At 61.3% G+C, this 18824-nt stretch carries 13 protein-coding genes; 5 read left to right on the top strand and 8 right to left on the bottom strand.

Annotation, left to right across the window (positions count from 1 at the left end):
* Window positions 1-27: 27 nt before the first annotated feature.
* The 4 genes from KJP28_RS07720 to KJP28_RS07705 form a co-directional block, all read right to left on the bottom strand.
* Window positions 28-573, bottom strand: a complete 546-nt coding sequence (locus KJP28_RS07720; protein ID WP_218391989.1) for a recombinase family protein — start codon at window positions 571-573, stop codon at window positions 28-30.
* Between the two features lie 907 nt (window positions 574-1480).
* Window positions 1481-1849 (bottom strand): hypothetical protein, encoded by a 369-nt coding sequence (locus tag KJP28_RS07715; protein ID WP_218391988.1) that lies wholly within the window; start codon window positions 1847-1849, stop codon window positions 1481-1483.
* 249 nt (window positions 1850-2098) lie between these two features.
* Complete coding sequence (locus KJP28_RS07710) at window positions 2099-3337, bottom strand: tyrosine-type recombinase/integrase (protein ID WP_336245315.1); 1239 nt, start codon at window positions 3335-3337, stop codon at window positions 2099-2101.
* Window positions 3338-3482: 145 nt separating this feature from the next.
* Window positions 3483-4220 (bottom strand): FkbM family methyltransferase, encoded by a 738-nt coding sequence (locus KJP28_RS07705; RefSeq protein WP_218391986.1) that lies wholly within the window; start codon window positions 4218-4220, stop codon window positions 3483-3485.
* Window positions 4221-4403: 183 nt separating this feature from the next.
* Between KJP28_RS07705 and KJP28_RS07700 the strand changes: the two genes are divergently transcribed.
* Genes KJP28_RS07700 through KJP28_RS07685 form a run of 4 tightly spaced genes read left to right on the top strand, consistent with a single transcriptional unit; the run spans window position 4404 to window position 8063 of the window.
* Window positions 4404-5534, top strand: a complete 1131-nt coding sequence (locus KJP28_RS07700) for a DNA polymerase III subunit delta' (RefSeq protein ID WP_218391985.1) — start codon at window positions 4404-4406, stop codon at window positions 5532-5534.
* Window positions 5531-6337, top strand: coding sequence for a TatD family hydrolase (locus KJP28_RS07695; RefSeq protein ID WP_218391984.1), 807 nt, complete (start codon window positions 5531-5533; stop codon window positions 6335-6337). Before KJP28_RS07700 ends, KJP28_RS07695 begins: the two co-directional genes overlap by 4 nt.
* The gene (locus tag KJP28_RS07690) at window positions 6337-7134 is read left to right on the top strand and encodes an MBL fold metallo-hydrolase (RefSeq protein WP_218391983.1); all 798 of its coding nucleotides are present in this window, start codon (window positions 6337-6339) and stop codon (window positions 7132-7134) included. Before KJP28_RS07695 ends, KJP28_RS07690 begins: the two co-directional genes overlap by 1 nt.
* Window positions 7134-8063 carry an AEC family transporter gene (locus tag KJP28_RS07685; protein WP_218391982.1) on the top strand — a complete coding sequence of 310 codons (930 nt, stop codon included), beginning with the start codon at window positions 7134-7136 and terminating at the stop codon, window positions 8061-8063. The genes KJP28_RS07690 and KJP28_RS07685 overlap by 1 nt, the downstream gene beginning before the upstream one ends.
* A 25-nt stretch (window positions 8064-8088) precedes the next feature.
* On the opposite strand, the gene KJP28_RS07680 is transcribed toward KJP28_RS07685, so the two are convergent.
* The 3 genes from KJP28_RS07680 to KJP28_RS07670 form a co-directional block, all read right to left on the bottom strand.
* The gene (locus KJP28_RS07680) at window positions 8089-11679 is read right to left on the bottom strand and encodes a hydantoinase B/oxoprolinase family protein (protein ID WP_218391981.1); all 3591 of its coding nucleotides are present in this window, start codon (window positions 11677-11679) and stop codon (window positions 8089-8091) included.
* A gap of 99 nt (window positions 11680-11778) precedes the next feature.
* Window positions 11779-14874 (bottom strand): methyl-accepting chemotaxis protein, encoded by a 3096-nt coding sequence (locus KJP28_RS07675; RefSeq protein WP_218391980.1) that lies wholly within the window; start codon window positions 14872-14874, stop codon window positions 11779-11781.
* Between the two features lie 79 nt (window positions 14875-14953).
* Window positions 14954-16210, bottom strand: coding sequence for an MGH1-like glycoside hydrolase domain-containing protein (locus KJP28_RS07670; protein ID WP_218391979.1), 1257 nt, complete (start codon window positions 16208-16210; stop codon window positions 14954-14956).
* A gap of 242 nt (window positions 16211-16452) precedes the next feature.
* On the opposite strand from KJP28_RS07670, the gene KJP28_RS07665 reads away from it, so the two are divergent.
* Window positions 16453-17421 (top strand): hypothetical protein, encoded by a 969-nt coding sequence (locus KJP28_RS07665; protein ID WP_218391978.1) that lies wholly within the window; start codon window positions 16453-16455, stop codon window positions 17419-17421.
* An 85-nt stretch (window positions 17422-17506) separates the two neighbouring features.
* Here KJP28_RS07665 and KJP28_RS07660 read toward each other — a convergent pair whose 3' ends face one another.
* On the bottom strand, window positions 17507-18811 hold the full coding sequence (locus KJP28_RS07660; RefSeq protein WP_218391977.1) for an NAD(P)/FAD-dependent oxidoreductase: 1305 nt from the start codon (window positions 18809-18811) through the stop codon (window positions 17507-17509).
* Between the last annotated feature and the right edge of the window lie 13 nt (window positions 18812-18824).

Genomic DNA, 18824 nt, shown 5'->3' with positions numbered 1-18824 from the left:
ACTCGTTCTGCCCCCAGCTTTCAAGGGTCATTCGGAACAAACGCGATAGACTGACCTCTCAGAAACGCCCAGCGCCAATGCTACCTCTCGCTTCGTATGGCCCTGTGAGATCATTTGGTCAATCTCTGCCTTCTTGGCTCTCGCTGTCGGCTTCCTCCCTTTGTAGCGACCGTTCACCTTGGCCTTTGCGATCCCTTCACGTTGCCGCTCAAGCATCATCTCCCGTTCAAATTGAGCCACTGACCCCAAGACGTTCATCATGAGTTTCCCCGTGGCCGTCGATGTATCCAGAGAGATATCCAGCACCCTCAGATTGACACCCTTGGCTTCTAGGTGGTCCACCACCTCTCCGAGATGCCGAACGGAACGAGCAAGGCGATCTAGTTTCGTCACCACGAGGGTGTCGCCTTCCCGAGTGAAGCTCAGAGCGTCTGTGAGCGCCTCTCTGGCCCCAACTGAGCTCACTTGCTCTTCCCATACCTTTTCGCACCCGACGGCACTGAGAGTCTCTCTTTGGGCCTCTATGGATGCTTTTTGTTCAAGGGTCGAAGTTCTGGCATATCCAATCAGCATTTTGACCTCCTATCTGCCAATAGATTTTAAGATTCAGAGACAGGTCGTCTGCCAAAAGCATAAACCAATCCATCTGGCAGGAATTGCGCCACGTTCGGAGGGCTGACACATGGGCAAGGTCTATTGGCAGGTTATCTGGCCCCTTATGGCGGCACGCCTAGAAAGAATTTTTTCTTTCCAAAGGGGCCGGGGGTCTGAAAAAGCCACTTCAAAAATGTGGGGGGTTTATTAGTTGTTATTATTGTTTTTTTGGATGCCTCCGATATTGTAAGATGTACGTTCACGCGTTCCTTTGGAACCTCTTCAAGACAATCCCTCTAAACATGGTGAAGACGCGTTCAAAGGATCTCGCCCGACTCGGGCTCGGTCGCTCGCCCCAAGACCACGTCACGAACCGAGCTCCCCCAGAACCGTCTACAGTAACTTTCGCAAACTTGCGTAATGTTCGGATATGCGAAGCGAGAGCCATGCCTATATCGTTTTTTGTTTTCACAGTCGTTCAGAAGGTACAAGTTCGCGAGCACGTTCCGTACTCTCCCTGACTTTGTTCGAGCGTGATTGATGATGTTGCGCAAGTATCCAAGCCTCTCAGATGGAAGCGTTGCGTAGAAATCCTCTCCAAGCCGGTCCGAGGTGTCGAAGAGTTCTAGGTTTGCACGCCATTTGGATTTGCTGTTGCGAGAGTTGACAGGGTTGGATTTTCTTTCATGATATTGGTGTCTGTCTTTTCTGCATTTAGCAGTGCAATAGAATTGGTCCTTACGCCTTTTCGTAAATGGGGTCTCGCACCAAGGACAAATCGCGGTTGTTTCATTTTTTGGGTTGCTGTTCATCTGTGTTCCTGCACGAAAAAAAGCCCCGATGGTTCTCCATCAGGGCTCATATTGAGTTTGTGGTGAATGCTAAGTCAGTCGGCGGCCACGAGTTCGAACTTCCTGGTCCGATAGGTTCGAATGATCACGGTCGGATTGCCCGAATGAAAATCTCGTATGTCCGCAACGCCTAAGACTTCAAGCAAATCAAAATCGCGTTCGCCTTCAAGCGCCTCATAAAGCCTAATCGAGTTCGATAGATCAGCTCCGTTGAAGGCGTCGAGTTCCGGAAACCTTTCGCGTCGTACCCTGCCCCGTGCGCGAGCCGACGAATACTCATCCTTGATTTTCTTGAGAAGCTTGCCGATGAAAATGTAGTCTTGTACGCTCGTTCGAGGTGAGTTTTTCTTCTCGATGGTCCGTCGGATTTTCTCTCTTTGGAGCATTGTTGATGGGTCGCTCATTGCGGTCGCCTCCATTACATTTTGTTGACTGCGAAGGCTTGTTGCGCTTGCCGAATTGCATGCGCAGGCCATAAAAAAATCGCAGAACGAGGAAGAGGAACTAGCAAATTTTGCGCAGTTGCTCTCTTCTTGTGAGGTCACGTTCTGTCCGCATGCCATTTTCGGCTTCTATTCGGCCAAGGTCAGTGCGCGCTCTTGGCTCCTTTGGAGCGGTCCAATTGAGACGATTTTTCGGGGGAAGCACATAAGTCAGAATGGGTATTGCAGCGTAGAGATCGCGGACGACATCCGCTCAAATGAACTCCCGCCCGAGTATAGACCGTAGGTCATAGTTTTCTTCTCGTGCCCGAGGATATCCGCAGCAACACCCTCTGGCACTCCTGCATTCTCTAGCATGGTTGCTACCGTCTTCCGGATGCTATGGAACACAAAGTGGCTGTCGAAACCATGACTGCGTTTCAGCCGGCCAAAGCGTTTGCCGATGGCGTTTGATCTATCATCATACTTGTTCACAGTTAGCCCGCACAGGACGTAACCGTCCTTGGATGTTCGACACAGTGTCCGCAGCATGTCCGACAGCTCCGTATGGATTGGAACTGTCCGTTCTCCCGCTTCGGTCTTAGCGTCCCCTATGCGAAATCGGTCCTCATCAACATCCGAGACCTTCAGAGAACAAATCTCTTCAATCCGACATCCAGTCCACATGCCAAGATAGATGAGTTGCCCAAGTTTCTGGTCTCCGTTTGACAGTGCTGCTTGATACAGGTCCACCACCTGTTTGGGTTGGAAGTCTTCCCATTTTTTCTGCCCTTTTGCTTGTTTCCTTGACGGCTTTCGGGGGGCCACATCCTTGAAAGGGTCCGCGTCGGAGGCAATGTCACCAAGTCGGTCGAGATGTCTCCAATAGTTTCGACATGCAGATACGATCCTACGGATGGTGCCGGGCTGAAGATTTTGTTCTCTTTGCAACGACAAGACCCAGTTCTGAACGGCACGGCGGTTCACGCCCTCAGAATTTGGAAATGATTTTGTAAATCGTTTGACATCGGACACTTGCATATCACGGGTCTTCGCAGTGCCTTGGAGACTTGCGGCCCAATCGTCGATGTGAACACTCAGATTTGTATTTTTGCCTGTTACCGTGTTGAAGAACCGCTCGGCACTTTCTGGGTCAGTTCTGTCTATCTCTCGAGCCTTCTCCGCGAGTTCCATAGCGAGTGTCTCACGTTCGGCGCCTTGAGACACTTCGAAATCGGAACGCCATTGCTCGGCAAGTTCCTCCAGTGGGAGCGTTGAACCCGAGCGAAGAGCTTGAAACTCTGCTTTCCACCTCGAAACGACCGGAAGCACCCGTCTCTCCGCCTCAGATAGCGACTCTGTCTCAAGCGACTTAATTAGCCGACGTTTGTCGTATGCAGAGCGAAGATCGATGGGGAACTCAACCACCGCATACCAACGTCGTCTTCTTTGTTGGAGGTATCTGGGCATGGCCACACACACCTACCACACACGATTCACACTTCAACCCATTGAAAATAAATGATTACAAAGATTTAGAACCTACGAGCGGAAGTTCCCACCTCCTCCGCCACCACACCAAGAAACTTTTACGCACCGAGCGCCCCGGGCCGTCTCATGCCTCGAAAAAGGCATCCATCTGCACGAGTTGACCTTCGACGACCACGAGGTCCGACACCATGCGGAGCCGGTAGCCGTGGTGGGCGAGCTGGTCTAGGTAGTAGGAGAAGGGCTTTTGTGCGGCGTAGGTGTCGCCCAGGATAATCTCCATCTGGATAAGCCCGATCCGCTGCGCGCCAAGCGTTGCCTTCGCCCCTTCGAGGACTTTGAATTCTGCCCCCTGAACGTCGAGTTTCATGAAGTCGATGCGCTTGAGCCCTTCTCGCGCCATGAAGGCGTCGAGCGTGGTGAACCGACACGCCACCTCTTCCAGCGCCTCGAGGCCCTTGTTGCCACCCCACGTGGTCTTGGCGTTTTCGCTGAGCGGCAGGAGCGAGTTGGTGGCGCTTCCGGCGTTCACTTGGAAGGTTTCGGTCCGCTCCTCGCTCGATAGGCCAAGGTCGACCGGGGTCAGGCGGTCGATTTCGAGCGCCGACAGGATGGCGAAGCTCTCCGGGAACGGCTCGAACGAATAGATCTTCGCGTTCGGGAACATCCCTGCGTATTTCCGGGCGCTTTGGCCATGATGGGCGCCGACGTCGAAAATCGTCAGGGCGTCATCGGCTCCGAAATATGCGCCAAGGAATTCTTCCGATGTCGGGCTGGGCCGGGCGCGGGACCGGGCCGTTTTTGGCGCGGGCGCCGCCGGCGTCTGGGGAGGATCTGGGCGTCTTCTTTGGAACAGGCTTTTCATGATGTCTCCCCGGTTCGCCCGGCAAACAATGTGGCGTCGAGCCTTTCTCGTGGGCCTTATGCGTGGATCGCAGAAGGACCAAGGTCGCGCGCACTTGATACGGCAGGACGGCGCGGGCGTCCATCGCACGCCGCGTGCAATTCGCCCCTACCGCCCGGCGCGCCCACCCCATAGACTGCGCGCATGGCCGATCTGACAGAGCTTCCCGAACCGGACCGCATCGAAGGCGCTCCGCATCCGCGTGAGACCGAGCGGCTGTTCGGTCAGGAAAAAGCCGAACGTGGCTTTCTCGATGCTTACACCTCCGGGCGGCTGCATCATGGCTGGCTCATCACCGGGCCGCGCGGGGTCGGGAAAGCGACGCTGGCCTGGCGGATCGCGCGATTCCTCCTGGCCACGCCACCGGCCGATGACGGCGGGTTGTTCGGCGACGCACCCCCGCCGCCCGAGCGGCTCGACATCGACCCGGAGCATCCGGTCATGCGCCGCTCCATGCAACTTGCCGAGCCGGGACTGTTTCTCCTGCGCCGCGGGCCGAACGACAAGGGCGACCGCCTGTCTGCCGATATCCGCGTGAACGAGGTGCGCAAGCTGCGCGAATTCTTCGGCCTGTCGGCCTCCGACGGGGGACGGCGCGTCGTGATCGTGGATGCGGCGGACGAGATGAACACACAGGCCGCGAACGCGCTTCTGAAGATGCTGGAGGAACCGCCGAAAGGCGCGACGATCCTGCTTGTCAGCCACCAGCCCTCGCGCCTCCTGCCGACGATCCGGTCACGATGCCGCGAGTTGCGGCTCTCGCCGCTATCTCCGCCGGAGTTGGCGCAGGCGCTGGAAGCGGCCGGGGCCGATCCCGGCCCCGATGCCGAGGCACTCGGCGAATTGGCGGGCGGCTCCGTTGGCGAGGCCATGCGGCTCACCGAGCTAGGTGGCCTTGCGATCTACGCCGATCTGGTCTCGATCTTCGAGGGCCCACGTTTCGACCGACCACGTGCCATTGCGCTTGCAGGTAGCGCCGCAGGCGCAGCGAATGCCCAGCGATACGACCTGATCCTGCACCTCGTCGACCTCTTCCTCACCCGCCTCGCGCGCACCGGCGCGGGCCAGCCGCCACTGATCGAGGCAGCCCCCGGAGAGGCCGCCCTAGCCGCCCGGATGTCGCCGGATGCCCATGCCGCGCGCGCCTGGGCAACAGCCGCGCAGGAGATTTCGGCCCGCGCCGCGCATGGTCGGGCGGTCAACCTTGACCCTGCCGCGCTCATCCTCGATATGGTTTTCAGGATCAACGAGACCGCATCGAAACGGGCAGCATGACCGAAATACCCCAGATCACTGACAGCCATTGCCACCTCGATTTCCCGGACTTCGAGGGCCAGTTGGACGAGATCGTCGCCAATGCCCGCGACGCCGGCGTGTCCCGGATGGTGTCCATCGCGACCAAGCTGAAAAACGTGCCCCAGGTGCGCCAGATCGCGGAAACCTACGACAATATTTTCTTCGCCGCCGCGACGCATCCGATGAGCGTAGCGGATGAACCGATGGCGACGGTTGAGGAACTCGTCGCGCTGGCCGAGCACCCGAAACTTGTGGGCATCGGGGAAAGCGGGCTGGATTATCATTACACAGCCGAAAGCGCAGCGGCGCAGCAGGAAAGCCTGCGCATCCACATCGCTGCCGCGCGCGAGACCGGATTGCCCCTCATCATCCATGCCCGCGACGCGGATGAGGATATGGCCCGCATCCTTTCCGAAGAACATGCGAACGGCGCTTACACCTGCGTGATGCACTGCTTCTCATCTGGCCGTGCTCTGGCGGAGGCCGCATTGGGCCTCGGATTTTACCTGTCGATGTCCGGCATCGCCGCTTTCCCGCGCTCGTCTGACCTGCGGGAAATTTTCGCGGATGCGCCGGTCGACCGTATTCTGGTGGAAACCGACAGCCCATACCTCGCCCCCCCGCCCCATCGCGGCAAGCGGAACGAGCCGGCCTACACCGCCCATACGGCCCGTGTCGGGGCCGAATTGTTCGGCATGGACTATGCCGACTTCGCGCGCCAAACGCAGGAGAATTTCGACCGCCTCTTCTGGAAAGCGGCGCAATACGAGGCGGCCGCCTGATGGCGCGGACAAGTTTCACGATCCTCGGCTGCGGGTCTTCCGGCGGCGTCCCGCGCCTTGGCGGGCATTGGGGGGCCTGCGACCCGACGAACCCAAAGAACGTGCGCCGCCGGTGCTCGCTCCTCATCACCCGCGAGGATGCGGGCGGCGTCACACGCGTCCTGATCGACACGTCGCCCGACCTGCGCCAGCAGCTTCTGGATGCCGAGGTGGGCGAGCTTGACGCGGTGATCTTCACCCACAGTCACGCCGACCATGTTCACGGCATCGACGACCTTCGGATGATCGTGTTCAACATGCGCGCGCGCCTTCCCGTCTGGGCCGACGGTGCCACGCAGGACGCGCTCCTGTCGCGGTTCGGCTATGCCTTCGTGCAACCCGCCGGGTCGAGCTATCCGCCCATTCTCGACATGTTCACCATCGACGGCCCATTCGAGATCGACGGCGCAGGCGGACCCATCGCCTTTACGCCCTTCGAAGTCGAACACGGCAGCATAGATGCGCTTGGTTTTCGCGTGGGCGATGTCGCCTACCTGCCCGACGTCTCCGACATGACCGACGAAGCGTGGGAGGCGCTGGCAGGGATCGACACGTTCATCCTCGATGCGCTGCGCTACAAGCCGCATCCGACCCATGCGCATCTCGAACGTTCGCTTGAATGGATCGAAAGGTCCGGGGCGGCAAAAGGTATCCTGACGAACATGCATATCGACATCGACTATGCGACCGTCGATGCCGAGACGCCCGATCACATCATCCCGGCCCATGACGGGCTGTCCCTGACCGTCGAGAGCTGATGTCTGCGCTGATCGAGGTCATCCTGCCGGTCTTTCTGGTGATCGGGTTCGGATACCTCTCCAGTTGGAAGCTCGGCCTGAACGAACGTGCGGTCGATGGGTTGATGACTTTCGCACAGAATTTCGCGGTTCCGGTGCTCCTGTTCCGCGCGATGTCGCAGATCGAGATCGGCGACACTTTCGACCCCGACCTGTTCATTTCGTTCTACACCGGCGCATCCATCGGCTTTGCGTCCGGCCTTCTGGGTGCGCGTTTCCTCTTCGGGCGCCCCTGGCCGGATTCGGTCGCCATCGGGTTTGCAACGCTGTTTTCCAACGGTGTTCTTCTGGGTTTGCCGATCACCGAACGCGCCTATGGCTCGGGCGCGCTGGCATCGAATTTCGCGATCATCTCGATCCACGCGCCGTTCTGCTACCTCGTCGGCGTCACAGCCATGGAGATCGTGCGCTCCGGCGGCGGCGGCATCCTGAGACCGCTGAAACAGGTCGCCCGCACCATGACGCGCAATCCGCTCGTCATCGCCATCGCGCTCGGGCTCGCGGTGAACCTGTCGGGGCTCACCCTGCCGCTCCCGGTCCGCGACGCGGTGAACCTCGTGGCCGGCGCATCGCTGCCCGCTGCGCTGTTCGGGCTTGGCGGCGTGCTCCGCACCTACCGGCCCGAGGGCGATTTCCGGGTCGTGCTGTGGATCATGGCGGTATCGCTCGTCCTGCATCCCGCCGTGACATGGGGGCTTGGCCAGATGCTGAACCTCACGACCGAGCAATTGAGGTCCGCCGTCCTGACCGCCTCGATGGCACCGGGCGTGAACGCGTTTCTCTTTGCAAGCCTTTACGGGGTCGGCAAGCGCGTCGCTGCGACCGCCGTGCTTGCAGCGACCGCCTCGTCTCTCCTGACGATCTGGGTCTGGCTCCACCTCTTGCCGTGACCATCCGGCACACGTACGGAAAACCCTAGGCCCGCCCCCAGCCGCCGCCTCCCGGTGTCCGCATCTCGAAGACGGCATCTTCGGGAAGCTCGATTTCATCATTTCCGTCGAGCCGAATGCGCTGGCCATCCGGCATTTCCGCCCAATTCTCACCAACCGCACCGTCACTGCCGCCGTTCATCCCGAACGGAGGGACCTTGCGATGGCTCGACAACGTCGTGACAGTGACAGGTTCGAGGAAACGAAGTCGCCGGATAGCGCCATTCCCGCCCTTCGACGCTCCGTCTCCCCCCGAACCTTCGCGTATTTCGAATTGCTCCAGCCGGACCGGAAACCGCTCTTCCAGGATTTCCGGGTCCGTCAGCCGCGTATTGGTCATATGGCTCTGCACAGCGTCTGCGCCGTCGAAATCCGGCCCGGCCCCTGTGCCGCCTGCAATCGTTTCGTAATTTTGGAAATGCGCGTTGCCCCAGATGAAATTGTTCATGGTGCCCTGCGATGCGGCCATGACGCCCAGTGCGCCCATAAGCGCGTTGCAGGCCGCCTGGCTCACCTCGGTATTGCCCGCGATGACCGCGGCGGGTGGGCGCGGGTTCAACATGCAGCCATCCGGCACGATGATCTCGAGTGGCTTGAGGCACCCCTCGTTCAGCGGGATGTCACGACCCACCAATGTTCGAAAAACATAAAGAACGACGGCGCGGGAGATGGATAACGGTGCGTTGTAGTTGTTTTTGTGCTGACCTGATGTGCCGGAAAAATCCACAACCGCGCGGCGGGTCGCCCGATCCACGCGCAGTGAAACGACGATCTCGCTACCGTCGTCCATGGAATAGCGGAACGCGCCATCGTCCAGCCCGTCGATAACACGCCGCACGCTCTCCTCGGCGTTGTCCTGCACGTGCCCCATATAGGCCCGCACCACGTCGGCGCCATATGTGTTCACCACCTTGCCAAGTTCCTGTCGCCCGGTCTCGTTTGCTGCGACCTGGGCCTTCAGATCCGCGATATTCTGGTCCGGCTGACGCGCGGGATACGGCCCGCTCGCCAGAATCTCCCGTGCCCGCTCCTCGAGGAATCGCCCTTCCGAGACGAGTTGGACCAAATCGATAACGACACCTTCCTCGTCGATGCGCGTCGAATCCGGCGGCCCCGATCCCGGCGTGCGCCCGCCGATATCCGCGTGATGCCCGCGCGAGCCCAGCCAGAAAGCGGCGCGGCCATCGACAAACACAGGCGTGACGACCGTGACATCGGGCAGATGCGTCCCCCCGTTGAACGGCGAGTTCAGCATATAGGCATCACCCGGCGACACATCTTCGCCGACCTGCGCGATCACTGTCCTGATCGCGGCCGACATGGACCCGAGGTGGACGGGCACATGCGGGGCGTTCGCAACCAGATCACCTGCGGCGTCGAAAATCGCGCAGGAGAAATCGAGCCTTTCCTTGATATTCACGCTCCAGGACGTATTTGCCAGCGTGGCCCCCATTTGGTCCGCGACCGACATGAATAGGTTGTTGAACACTTCCAACATGACCGGATCGGCTTCGTCTGCGCTGCCGACATCAGGGCGGGAGCCTCGCGCCGTTCGGGTCAGGATGAGGTTCCCGGTATCGTCGACCTCAGCCTGCCAACCCGGCTCGACGATAGTGGTGCCCGTCGTCTCCCGTATGATCGCCGGCCCGTCGCAGCGTGTGCCCGCAGGCAAGCTGTCGCGGTCCAGCACATCCACGTCGCGCACGGCGCCGTCGACCCAGATCGGAACTTGTCCCAATACGCGCGCCGGACCTTCAGGTGCGCGCGCAGTGGGCTTGGAGCCGCTCGACCCGACCGCCTCGATGTCCACCATGTCGATCAGCACCGGTCGTTCGGGCGAGGTGAACCCGAACCGTTTCGAATGCGCGGCCTCGAACGCGTTCAGCATTTCGTCCCGGCTGCCGAGCAGGACCGGAAGCGCCTGATGCGCACCGTCGTATTTCATGTGAACGCGGCTGATCACGTCGACCTCGGTCGCACCTTGCGCAAGGGTTTCTTCGCGCGCGTCTCGTGCCAACCTCGCGCAGGTCTCCGCCACCTCGTCGAGCGCGTCGATCGGGGCGGAGATCTGCGCCTCGCGCATGGCGCGAATATCGGCAAGTCCCATGCCGTAGGCCGAAAGCACGCCCGCGAAGGGGTGCAGAAATACACGCGAAATGCCAAGCGATTCGGCGACCCGGCAAGCGTGTTGCCCGCCCGCGCCGCCGAAGCATTGGAGCGTGTAACCGGTCACGTCGTGCCCGCGTTCGACCGATATTTTCTTGATCGCATTCGCCATGTTGTCGACCGCGATTTGCAGGAACCCCTCCGCGACCTCTTCCGACGACATCTTTGGCTGCCCGGTCGTGGCCGCGATGTCCGCGGCAAGCGTCGCGAATTTCTCGTGGACGATGGCTCTGTCGAGAGGCGCGTCGCCGTCGGGTCCGAAGAGCTGCGGGAAATGTTCGGGAGTGAGCCGGCCCAGCATCACGTTGGCATCCGTGACGGTGAGCGGCCCTCCACGACGATAGGCGGCCGGTCCCGGATCGGCACCTGCGCTTTCCGGGCCGACCTGAAACCGTCCATCCCGAAAGGAAAGGATCGACCCGCCGCCCGCCGCGACGGTGTGAATGTCCATCATCGGCACACGAAGCCGCACGCCGGCGGTCTCGGTCTCGAAGGTGCGTTCGAATGCGCCGGCGTAGTGGCTCACGTCCGTCGAGGTTCCCCCCATGTCGAACCCGATCAGCCGGTCATGCCCCGCCTGTTCCGCAGTTCGCGCCATACCGACGATGCCGCCGGCGGGACCCGAAAGGATCGCATCGCGACCTTTGAAATGGCGGGCATCAGCGAGGCCCCCGTTCGACTGCATGAACAGGAGCCGTTCACAGGTCTGACCGACCGATAGCGCGTCCGCCACCTGCTCGACGTATCGCGCGAGGATTGGCGAGAGATAGGCGTCGACCACCGTCGTGTCCGCGCGCGACACGATCTTGGGAAGCCGGGAAACCTCATGACTGACCGACACTTGAGAAAACCCGACCGCGCGGGCGATGTCTGCCGCGCGGAGCTCGTGCACGGGTGAGACATGGGCGTGCAGAAATGCGATCGCGACACCCGTCACGCCGGTTTCGTACAAACGGCGCAGGTCCTCACGCAACATTTCCTCGTCAAGTGCGCGGTGGATCTCGCCGCTGGCGGTGAGCCTTTCCTGTGCTTCGATGACAGCGCAGTGAAGGGGCGAGGGTTTGCGGATATCGAGCGCGAAAAGGTCCGGCCGCGCCTGGTATCCGATCTCGAGAAGGTCGCGAAAGCCCTTGGTCACGACAAGCCCCGTCGCGTCGCCTTTCCGCTCGAGCAGGGCATTCGTCGCGACCGTCGTGCCCATTTTTACCGCGGCGATTGAATGCTTGGGAAACGGAGCGTCCGGGGCGAGACCCATCAGGTCCCGAATGCCCTGAACGGCGGCGTCGCGGTAGCGGTCGGGGTTCTCCGACAACAACTTGTGCGTCTTCAGGTCGCCGGCGGGGCTTTTCGCGACGATATCCGTAAAGGTCCCGCCCCGGTCGATCCAGAATTCCCAAAGCGCGTCGGCCATACCACCCTCATTGCGATCCCGGGGATAAGGAGGTGATGTGGCATGGATGTCAAACGGAAGTCACGTCGGACGGGGCCGAAATGCCCAGCCTTTCCATGTTCAGAACTCGTCCCAACCATCGTCTTCGAATGCGTCGACGGACGGTGCCGGGGATTGCGTGGCATTCGCGGGGTTGGTCGGAATCGATGTTTTCATCCCGTGCGAGGATGACGGCGACATCGCCAAACCATGCAAGACGGCAGACCGTGTCGCAGGGCCGGCCTTGCCGGTATCGAACCGGGCCATCGTGATGGCCAGACTCTCGGCCTCGCGTGTGAGAGCGTGGCTTGCGGCCGTGGTTTCCTCGAACATCGCTGCGTTCTGCTGTGTGACCTGGTCGAGCTGGTTCACGGCTGCGTTGATCTCACCGAGCCCCGAACTCTGCTCGCGGGCGCTTTCCGCGATCTCCGCGACATTGCGCGATATCTCGGTGACCGCGTCGACGATACCCTTGAGCGCCGTGCCGGTTTGCCCGACGAGCTCGACCCCTCGTTTCACCTGCCCGCCGGATGCCGCGATCAGTTCGTTGATCTCTCGCGCCGCGTCCGAGGACCGCTGGGCCAGCGCCCGCACTTCCGAGGCCACAACCGCGAAACCGCGCCCCGCCTCGCCGGCCCGCGCCGCCTCGACCCCGGCATTGAGCGCCAGCAGGTTCGTCTGGAAGGCGATGTCGTCGATCACGCCGGTGATCTTCGAGATTTGGGTCGAGCTCGCCTCGATCTCACCCATCGCCTCGACCGCTTCGCGCACGACCTTGCCCGAGGCTTCGGCATCGGTGCGCGCATTTTCTACGATCTCGCGGGCATGGGCCGCACCGTCCGCGGCGGAACTGACCGACGAGGTCAGCTGATCCAGCGCCGACGCGGTTTCCTCTAACGTCGCGGCCTGTTTCTCGGTGCGGGCCGAAAGATCGTCGGCGGCGTTGGAAATCTCGGACGCTTCCCCGGTGATCAGTTCGGCGTTCTCGATCACCCCGCGCATGGCATCCAGCAACTTGTCCGCAGCCAGGTTGAAATCCGCACGAAGCTGCTCGTAATCCTCGGAAAACGCCTCTTCGATCCGCATCGTCAGATTGCCTTCCGCAAGGCTCTCCAAACCACGGCGCAATCCTTCTACGACCTTTCGCTGGTTCTCTTGCATGTCCATCCGCTCGACCTCGCTCGCCCGCATCGCCGCGGTCGCCTCGGTGACATCATTGCCGATCAGGGCAATCCGCAACAGGCGTCCACCGGCATCCGTGACCGGCGCAAGAGATCCGTCGATCATTGCGGAAGATCCGTCATCGCGCGGGATTTCAAAGCGGCCGAACACCGCATCGCCGCCGACAACGCGATCGAACGTGTTCGCGATGTCCGGAGACAAGCTCTGAAGGGCCCCGATGCGCCCGGTGCCACCCGTGCCGGTCCGCATCGTGTCTTCGAACATCTGGTTGCCGCGCAGGAACGTACCATCAGGCCCGAACTCGGCCTTCACCTGGTTCGCGTCCATCGCGCTCAGGAGCGCGTTGTTCATGTAGCCTTCGGTCACGTCGCGCCACTCGGTCGCATATCCGATATGAGTATCGTTTTCGTCAAAGACCGCGGAAATATCGAGTGCCATACGCACGTCGCCAAAACCGATGTCGGTCGAGAACGGGAGGTTTGCAGGATCGCTCAGGATCTTCTCGACCCGATCGCGGATGGCAGGGGGATGGAAGTCATGCATGGACCGTCCCACGATCTTCGACGCCTCGAACGACGCAACATGTTCGTTGAAAGCCGTTTCGTAGCGCTCGAGTATATCCACGAGCGCCGTGTTCACGTGAAGGATCTTGTGCTCGCGATCCGACATCATGATGGCGGATCTGCTGTTGGCAAAAGCCGCACCCCTGAAGTTTCCTTCGAAATGCATACGCTTGGAATCAATCAGGGCAACGCGAAATTCCTCCAGTCGCCGGGCGATCTGACCGATCTCATCGGTGCGGCGAGTGTCCGGCACCTCAGTGTCATACTGACCTTCGGCAATGTCCTTCATCTTTTCCGCAACGCGTTTGAGCGGATTGGCGAGGCTGGAGGAAAACAGGAATGCAAACAGCGACACGCCGAGGATGACGAGCCCCTGCTGGACGACCATGCTACGATTGAGCTCCGCCACAGAGGCGAGGATCTCGGCTTTGTCCTGCTCGACGATCATCGCCCAGTCGAGGCCCGCCACGTTGAACGGGCGGTAGTTGATCAGCGCGTCCTGGCCCGCGCGTCCGATGCCGAACTCCGACCCACCTGCCCCGTCGAGCGCCGCCGCGATCTGTGGCAAATCCGGCAGCCGGTCAAAGGCTTTGAAATCGGTTTCGAACCGGGAGTCCGTAAGGGCGTTGCGGTCCGGTCCGACGAGATAGGCGACACCGCTCTCTCCAAGTCCTGAGTACCGATTGACGATGTCGTCGAGCAGTGTCGGACGCAGGCGAAGGACCGCGAAACCGGCCAATTTCCCATCACGGCCGGCGACACCCGTTCCAATGAAAGTCGCCGGGACGCCCGCGTCAGCGGGGAATGGCTGGAACGGGACACTCGCGACACGGCCCCGCGCGTCTGTCCCAAGGTCTCGCATCTGCGCGAAGAGCTGACCAAGTGGACCGGCCGCATAAACCCCCTCCGCAAGGTTCGTGGCGAAGGTGTTTCCCTTGCCGACAGAATAAACGACGTTGCCGTCCAGATCGACCAACAGAAGATCGTGATATCCGAAGGCGTCGACAAGGTTGCGGGCAATCGGATGGAACCCCTTGTGCGGTCCCGCATATGCCCAAAGCCCAGAAGCGTCGGTCTCGACCAGATCCGCGCGATTCTCATGCGGGTTCTTGTCCACGTAGGCGTCCCGCAGCCGCGCCTGCGCAGCTGCGCCCAACACATTGAACCCTTGCGAAAATCCGGCGAGAAACTTGGCCGTCGTTTCAGACCCGGCTGTCGTCATGAGGTCAGCGGCTGCACGCACTACGGTGGATTCAAGCTCGTGTATCCGCGCGTCCGACGCGGCCTGAAGCGCGGCTTCGGCGTGGTGGATCATTTCCACGCGCTGCTTTGTCGCCGACAAAACGCCAGAGACGACGGCCGAAATGACCACGAGAAACACCATGATAATCGGCATTTTCCGCGCGATGCTCAGATTGTTCAGAAACCGCATAGGCTCGCCCTGATTGCCCGGCGCCGAAGCGCCCATCAGAGTCGTTCTCTCACCTCACCGTGAAGATTGGTTTAACGGCTCAGAAGCGGCCCTTGGCATGCGGAGACGCCCAGGTCAGCCAGATCGCCGCCGTCCAGGTGAAGGCACCACCTCCCGCCGAGGCCCCGTCGACCGGGCAGAAATACTCGTAGAACCCGTGCTCTGCGATCAATTCCTGTGTGTCCTTGCGCAACCGTTCGGCCAGAACCGTATGCCCGGTCTCTGCCAAACCGATCCCGATCAGGGCGTTCATCATGCCCCAGACCGGCCCGCGCCAATACCGCAGCTTGTCGAAATGAGGATCTTCGGGGTCGAGCGAGGGGATTCCATATCGCACCTGGTCCAGAATCCGATGCAGGTGCTTCAACTGCCGGTCGTCGCGAATACCGGCGTACCAGTTCAGAAACGACGCGGAACTCAGCGTATTCGTAAACGCGCCCGTGCGCAGGTTCACGCTGTCGTAAAACCCCCGCGCCTCGTTCCAATGTGACTTCACGCCTTGTTTGAGCGTCTGGATCCAGCCCTCGATCTCATCCGTGCCCTGATCGAATTCGGCGGCAATCGACAGCAGATCGCGACAGGCGCGCAGGAACATGAACGTCATGCCAACGTCCGCCACCCGGAACGGGCTTTTTTCCGCAATGGTCTTCTCGTCCCAATTGGACTCGCGCGCCAATTGCACAAGGGCCACGTAGCGATCGTAGTCGAGTTGGCTCGGACGCATCGACGGGTCGACGTGGTCGGTATCGGATCGGTGATATTCGCACACCTGCGAGGTATCCACGCCGGCGAGTGCCGCATCCCAATCAAGCGCATTGTCCCGCCCGCTCTCCCACGGATGGGTGATCGCGACCATCCCGTCCTCGACCCGGTTGCGCATCCACCAGCGGTGCCAGCTTACCAGCCGCCCGAACAGAAGCTCCATATGCACGCGGCCGTAATGCTTGTCGGCCTCATAGACCGAGCGCGCCATGGTGGCCGCGATGGGTGGCTGGCTGATGCCCGATGTGTGGGGCACACGCGGAATGTCCCATACGTCCGGGCCGGGAAAATATCCGTAGGATTGTTTGTGAAAGACGATGTGGGGCACCATGCCCGTGTCCCATTGCCCCTGAAACAGCGTCTCGAGTTCCGCCCAGGCACGCTTGGGGTCGAAAGACGAAAACCCCCAGGCGGCAAAGGCGCTGTCCCAGTTCCATTGATAGGGATAGAGCCCCTTGGTGGGCACCGTGTAGAGACCCCGGTCGTTGGTCTCCATGACCTTGCGGGCCTTCTTGTCGATCTTGTCGTAGTTCATCGCGCCTTCGTCCCGGCCGCCGCAACCGTCCTGTCGCGGAGCAGGTCCTGTCCCGCGCGTCTGTCCCCACCTTGTAGGCAGCGCACGCCAAAGGTGCAAACACACACGGGTTATCCGGAACGCCCGTATGCAACTGCACGGTTTTTGTGCAAGAACGGGACGAAGCGCATAAACTGCTCCCAAAGCGGTGATCCGGCGCACGGCACACCGCGTATCCGCATCAAAGTGTCAGGCCACTCTTCATGCCCCGCGCCCTTGTCCTCCCCTTCGCCCTCTCCGTGCTCTTCGCTCTGGTTGCGAGCGTGGCGATCCTTGGATTGGCTCCTTGGATATCGGGCGTGCAGTTTCCCCCCGATCAGGGCTACAACTGGTACCTTTGGAAACGCCCGGACCCCGATGTCTCGAGCCGCGCGACCGCTTGGGGCGGCTACATCGCCCATCAGCTCTTCCTCTGGGGACTGATCTGGTGGGCACAAACCAACCGCGAGAAACTGCGCGACCGGACCACGATGCACCCGCTCAATTGGGTGGCACTCGGGGGCACCGCGTTTTTCGCGCTGCTCCACGGGCTGCAAACGGCACTGTTTTACGATGGTCTGGCCCAGGACCTGCCGGTGATGACCAGCCAGGGTTCCGTCATCCTGCTGCTCGTGGTGGTGCTCCTGATGGAAGCGCCCCGACGCGGGCTCTTTTTCGGCGCCGGCAAAGGGTGGTTCGCCGCGCTCCGTCCCATGCTGATCCGCTCACATGGCTATTACTTCGCCTGGGCCGTGACCTTCACCTATTGGTATCATCCGATGGAGGTGACATGGGGCCATATCGCGGGCTTTCTCTACACCTTCCTGCTGTTCATCCAGGCGTCTTTCATCTTCACCCGCGTTCACACGAACCGCTGGTGGACCTTCGCACTCGAAGCCTCGGTGCTCGTCCACGGCGTCATCGTCGCGCTCGTCGCAGGGCAGGATTTCTGGCCGATGTTCGCTTTCGGTTTCCTCGCCCTCGTGGTGATAACGCAAATGCACGGGCTCGGGCTCTCCCGCCCCGCCCGCTGGATCATCGCGCTGACCGCCATCGCCGCGACGCTCGCGGTCTATTCCACGCGCGGCTGGGGACGACTCGAGGAGGTCGCACGGATCCCCTTGATCGACTACTTCGCCGTCGGCCTCATTGCAGTCCTGCTCTTCGGCCTGCGCCGCCTGCGCAAGAGCTGATCCCTTCATTGTTCCGGAAATACTTCGGGGGAGCGTGAGGGGGCTGGCCCCCTCACCTGCGCGACCGGCCCCGGCGGGCGCAATGTCAGAGCTTGTCGCGCAAGGCGAACCAGAGCATTCCCGCGACCAAAAGCGGGTGACGCAAGGCAACACCGCCCGGAAATCTCGAGGTCGGCACATCCGCCATCAGGTCGAAGCGCCCCGCCTGCCCTGCGACCGCCTCCGCCGCCAGCTTGCCCGCCAGCGTTGCGAGCGCCACGCCATGACCGGAAAACCCAGACGCTGACAGGACATGGCCGCGCAGCCGCGCGAAATGGGGCATACGATTGAGGGTGATCCCAAGCGTTCCGCCCCAGGCGTAGTCGATTTTCGCCTCGCGCAATTGCGGGAAAATCTCGACCATCGGCCCGCGCGCCTTTGCGGCGATGTCGCGCGGGAACCGATAGCCATAGCTTTCGCCGCCCCCGAAGAGCATCCGCCCGTCCTGGCTGAGCCGGAAATAGTTGATGACGAACTTGCTGTCGGCGACCGCGTGGTTTCCCGGCAGAAGATCCTGCGCAAGATCGCCCAGCGGCTCGGTCGCCACGATGAAATTGTTGATCGGCATGACCCGTTCCGCCACCTGCCGCTCCGCATGTCCGAGATAGCCGTTCGCGGCCCAGAGCACGTGCCCCGCCGAGATCCGCGCCTGATCCGTCTCGACGATGTTTCGTTTGCCGTCGGCAACCTTCGTGACCCGCGACTGCTCGCAAATCCGTGCCCCGGCGGCCTGTGCCGCGCGGGCTAGGCCAAGCGCATAGGCGAGCGGATGCAAGTGTCCAGCCACCATGTCGAGCGTTCCGCCGTGGTAGGCATCGCTTGCACAAAGCGCACGCAATTCGTCGCGGTCAAGCGCGGAAATGCCCGTGTGGCCGTAGTCCTCTTGCAGTTTTCGAACATAAGCGTGGCTATGCGCCACGTCCCGCGCCCGGTGATCGGCATGAATGACACCAGGCGTGAAACCCGCATCCGGCGCATGGGTCGCGGCAAGGCTTTTGGTCAGATCGACTGCCTCCCCGGCGAGGTCCCACAACGCCCGCGCGCGCGGCTTGCCCAGCATCGCTTCGAGATCGTCCTGATCCAGCCGTTGCCCGGTGCCCACCTGCCCGCCATTACGACCGGACGCACCGAACCCGACCCGGTTGGCTTCGAGCACAGTCACGTCCAAACCCGCCTGCGCCATGTGGAGCGCCGCCGATAACCCGGTATAGCCACCCCCGATGACGACCACGTCCGCCCGCATCTGGCCCTCGGCAGGCGGCAGAGGGGCGAGCGGCGTGGTGGAAGCGGCATAATAGGACGGCGGATACTGCCCCGGCCGATCGTTGGCGGTAAGGATATCGAGCGTCATGGCAATGCGCCGG

This window comes from Maritimibacter dapengensis, from assembly GCF_019218265.1.
Taxonomy (GTDB): Bacteria; Pseudomonadota; Alphaproteobacteria; order Rhodobacterales; family Rhodobacteraceae; genus Maritimibacter; species Maritimibacter dapengensis.
This window is presented reverse-complemented; position numbering and strand designations above follow the sequence as displayed.

Bases quoted from the DNA above. Each gene is read 5' to 3' on its own strand.
- KJP28_RS07720 (WP_218391989.1), bottom strand. From the start codon at position 573: ATGCTGATTGGATATGCCAGAACTTCGACCCTTGAACAAAAAGCATCC.
- KJP28_RS07715 (WP_218391988.1), bottom strand. From the start codon at position 1,849: ATGAGCGACCCATCAACAATGCTCCAAAGAGAGAAAATCCGACGGACC.
- KJP28_RS07710 (WP_336245315.1), bottom strand. From the start codon at position 3,337: ATGCCCAGATACCTCCAACAAAGAAGACGACGTTGGTATGCGGTGGTT.
- KJP28_RS07705 (WP_218391986.1), bottom strand. From the start codon at position 4,220: ATGAAAAGCCTGTTCCAAAGAAGACGCCCAGATCCTCCCCAGACGCCG.
- KJP28_RS07700 (WP_218391985.1), top strand. From the start codon at position 4,404: ATGGCCGATCTGACAGAGCTTCCCGAACCGGACCGCATCGAAGGCGCT.
- KJP28_RS07695 (WP_218391984.1), top strand. From the start codon at position 5,531: ATGACCGAAATACCCCAGATCACTGACAGCCATTGCCACCTCGATTTC.
- KJP28_RS07690 (WP_218391983.1), top strand. From the start codon at position 6,337: ATGGCGCGGACAAGTTTCACGATCCTCGGCTGCGGGTCTTCCGGCGGC.
- KJP28_RS07685 (WP_218391982.1), top strand. From the start codon at position 7,134: ATGTCTGCGCTGATCGAGGTCATCCTGCCGGTCTTTCTGGTGATCGGG.
- KJP28_RS07680 (WP_218391981.1), bottom strand. From the start codon at position 11,679: ATGGCCGACGCGCTTTGGGAATTCTGGATCGACCGGGGCGGGACCTTT.
- KJP28_RS07675 (WP_218391980.1), bottom strand. From the start codon at position 14,874: ATGCGGTTTCTGAACAATCTGAGCATCGCGCGGAAAATGCCGATTATC.
- KJP28_RS07670 (WP_218391979.1), bottom strand. From the start codon at position 16,210: ATGAACTACGACAAGATCGACAAGAAGGCCCGCAAGGTCATGGAGACC.
- KJP28_RS07665 (WP_218391978.1), top strand. From the start codon at position 16,453: ATGCCCCGCGCCCTTGTCCTCCCCTTCGCCCTCTCCGTGCTCTTCGCT.
- KJP28_RS07660 (WP_218391977.1), bottom strand. From the start codon at position 18,811: ATGACGCTCGATATCCTTACCGCCAACGATCGGCCGGGGCAGTATCCG.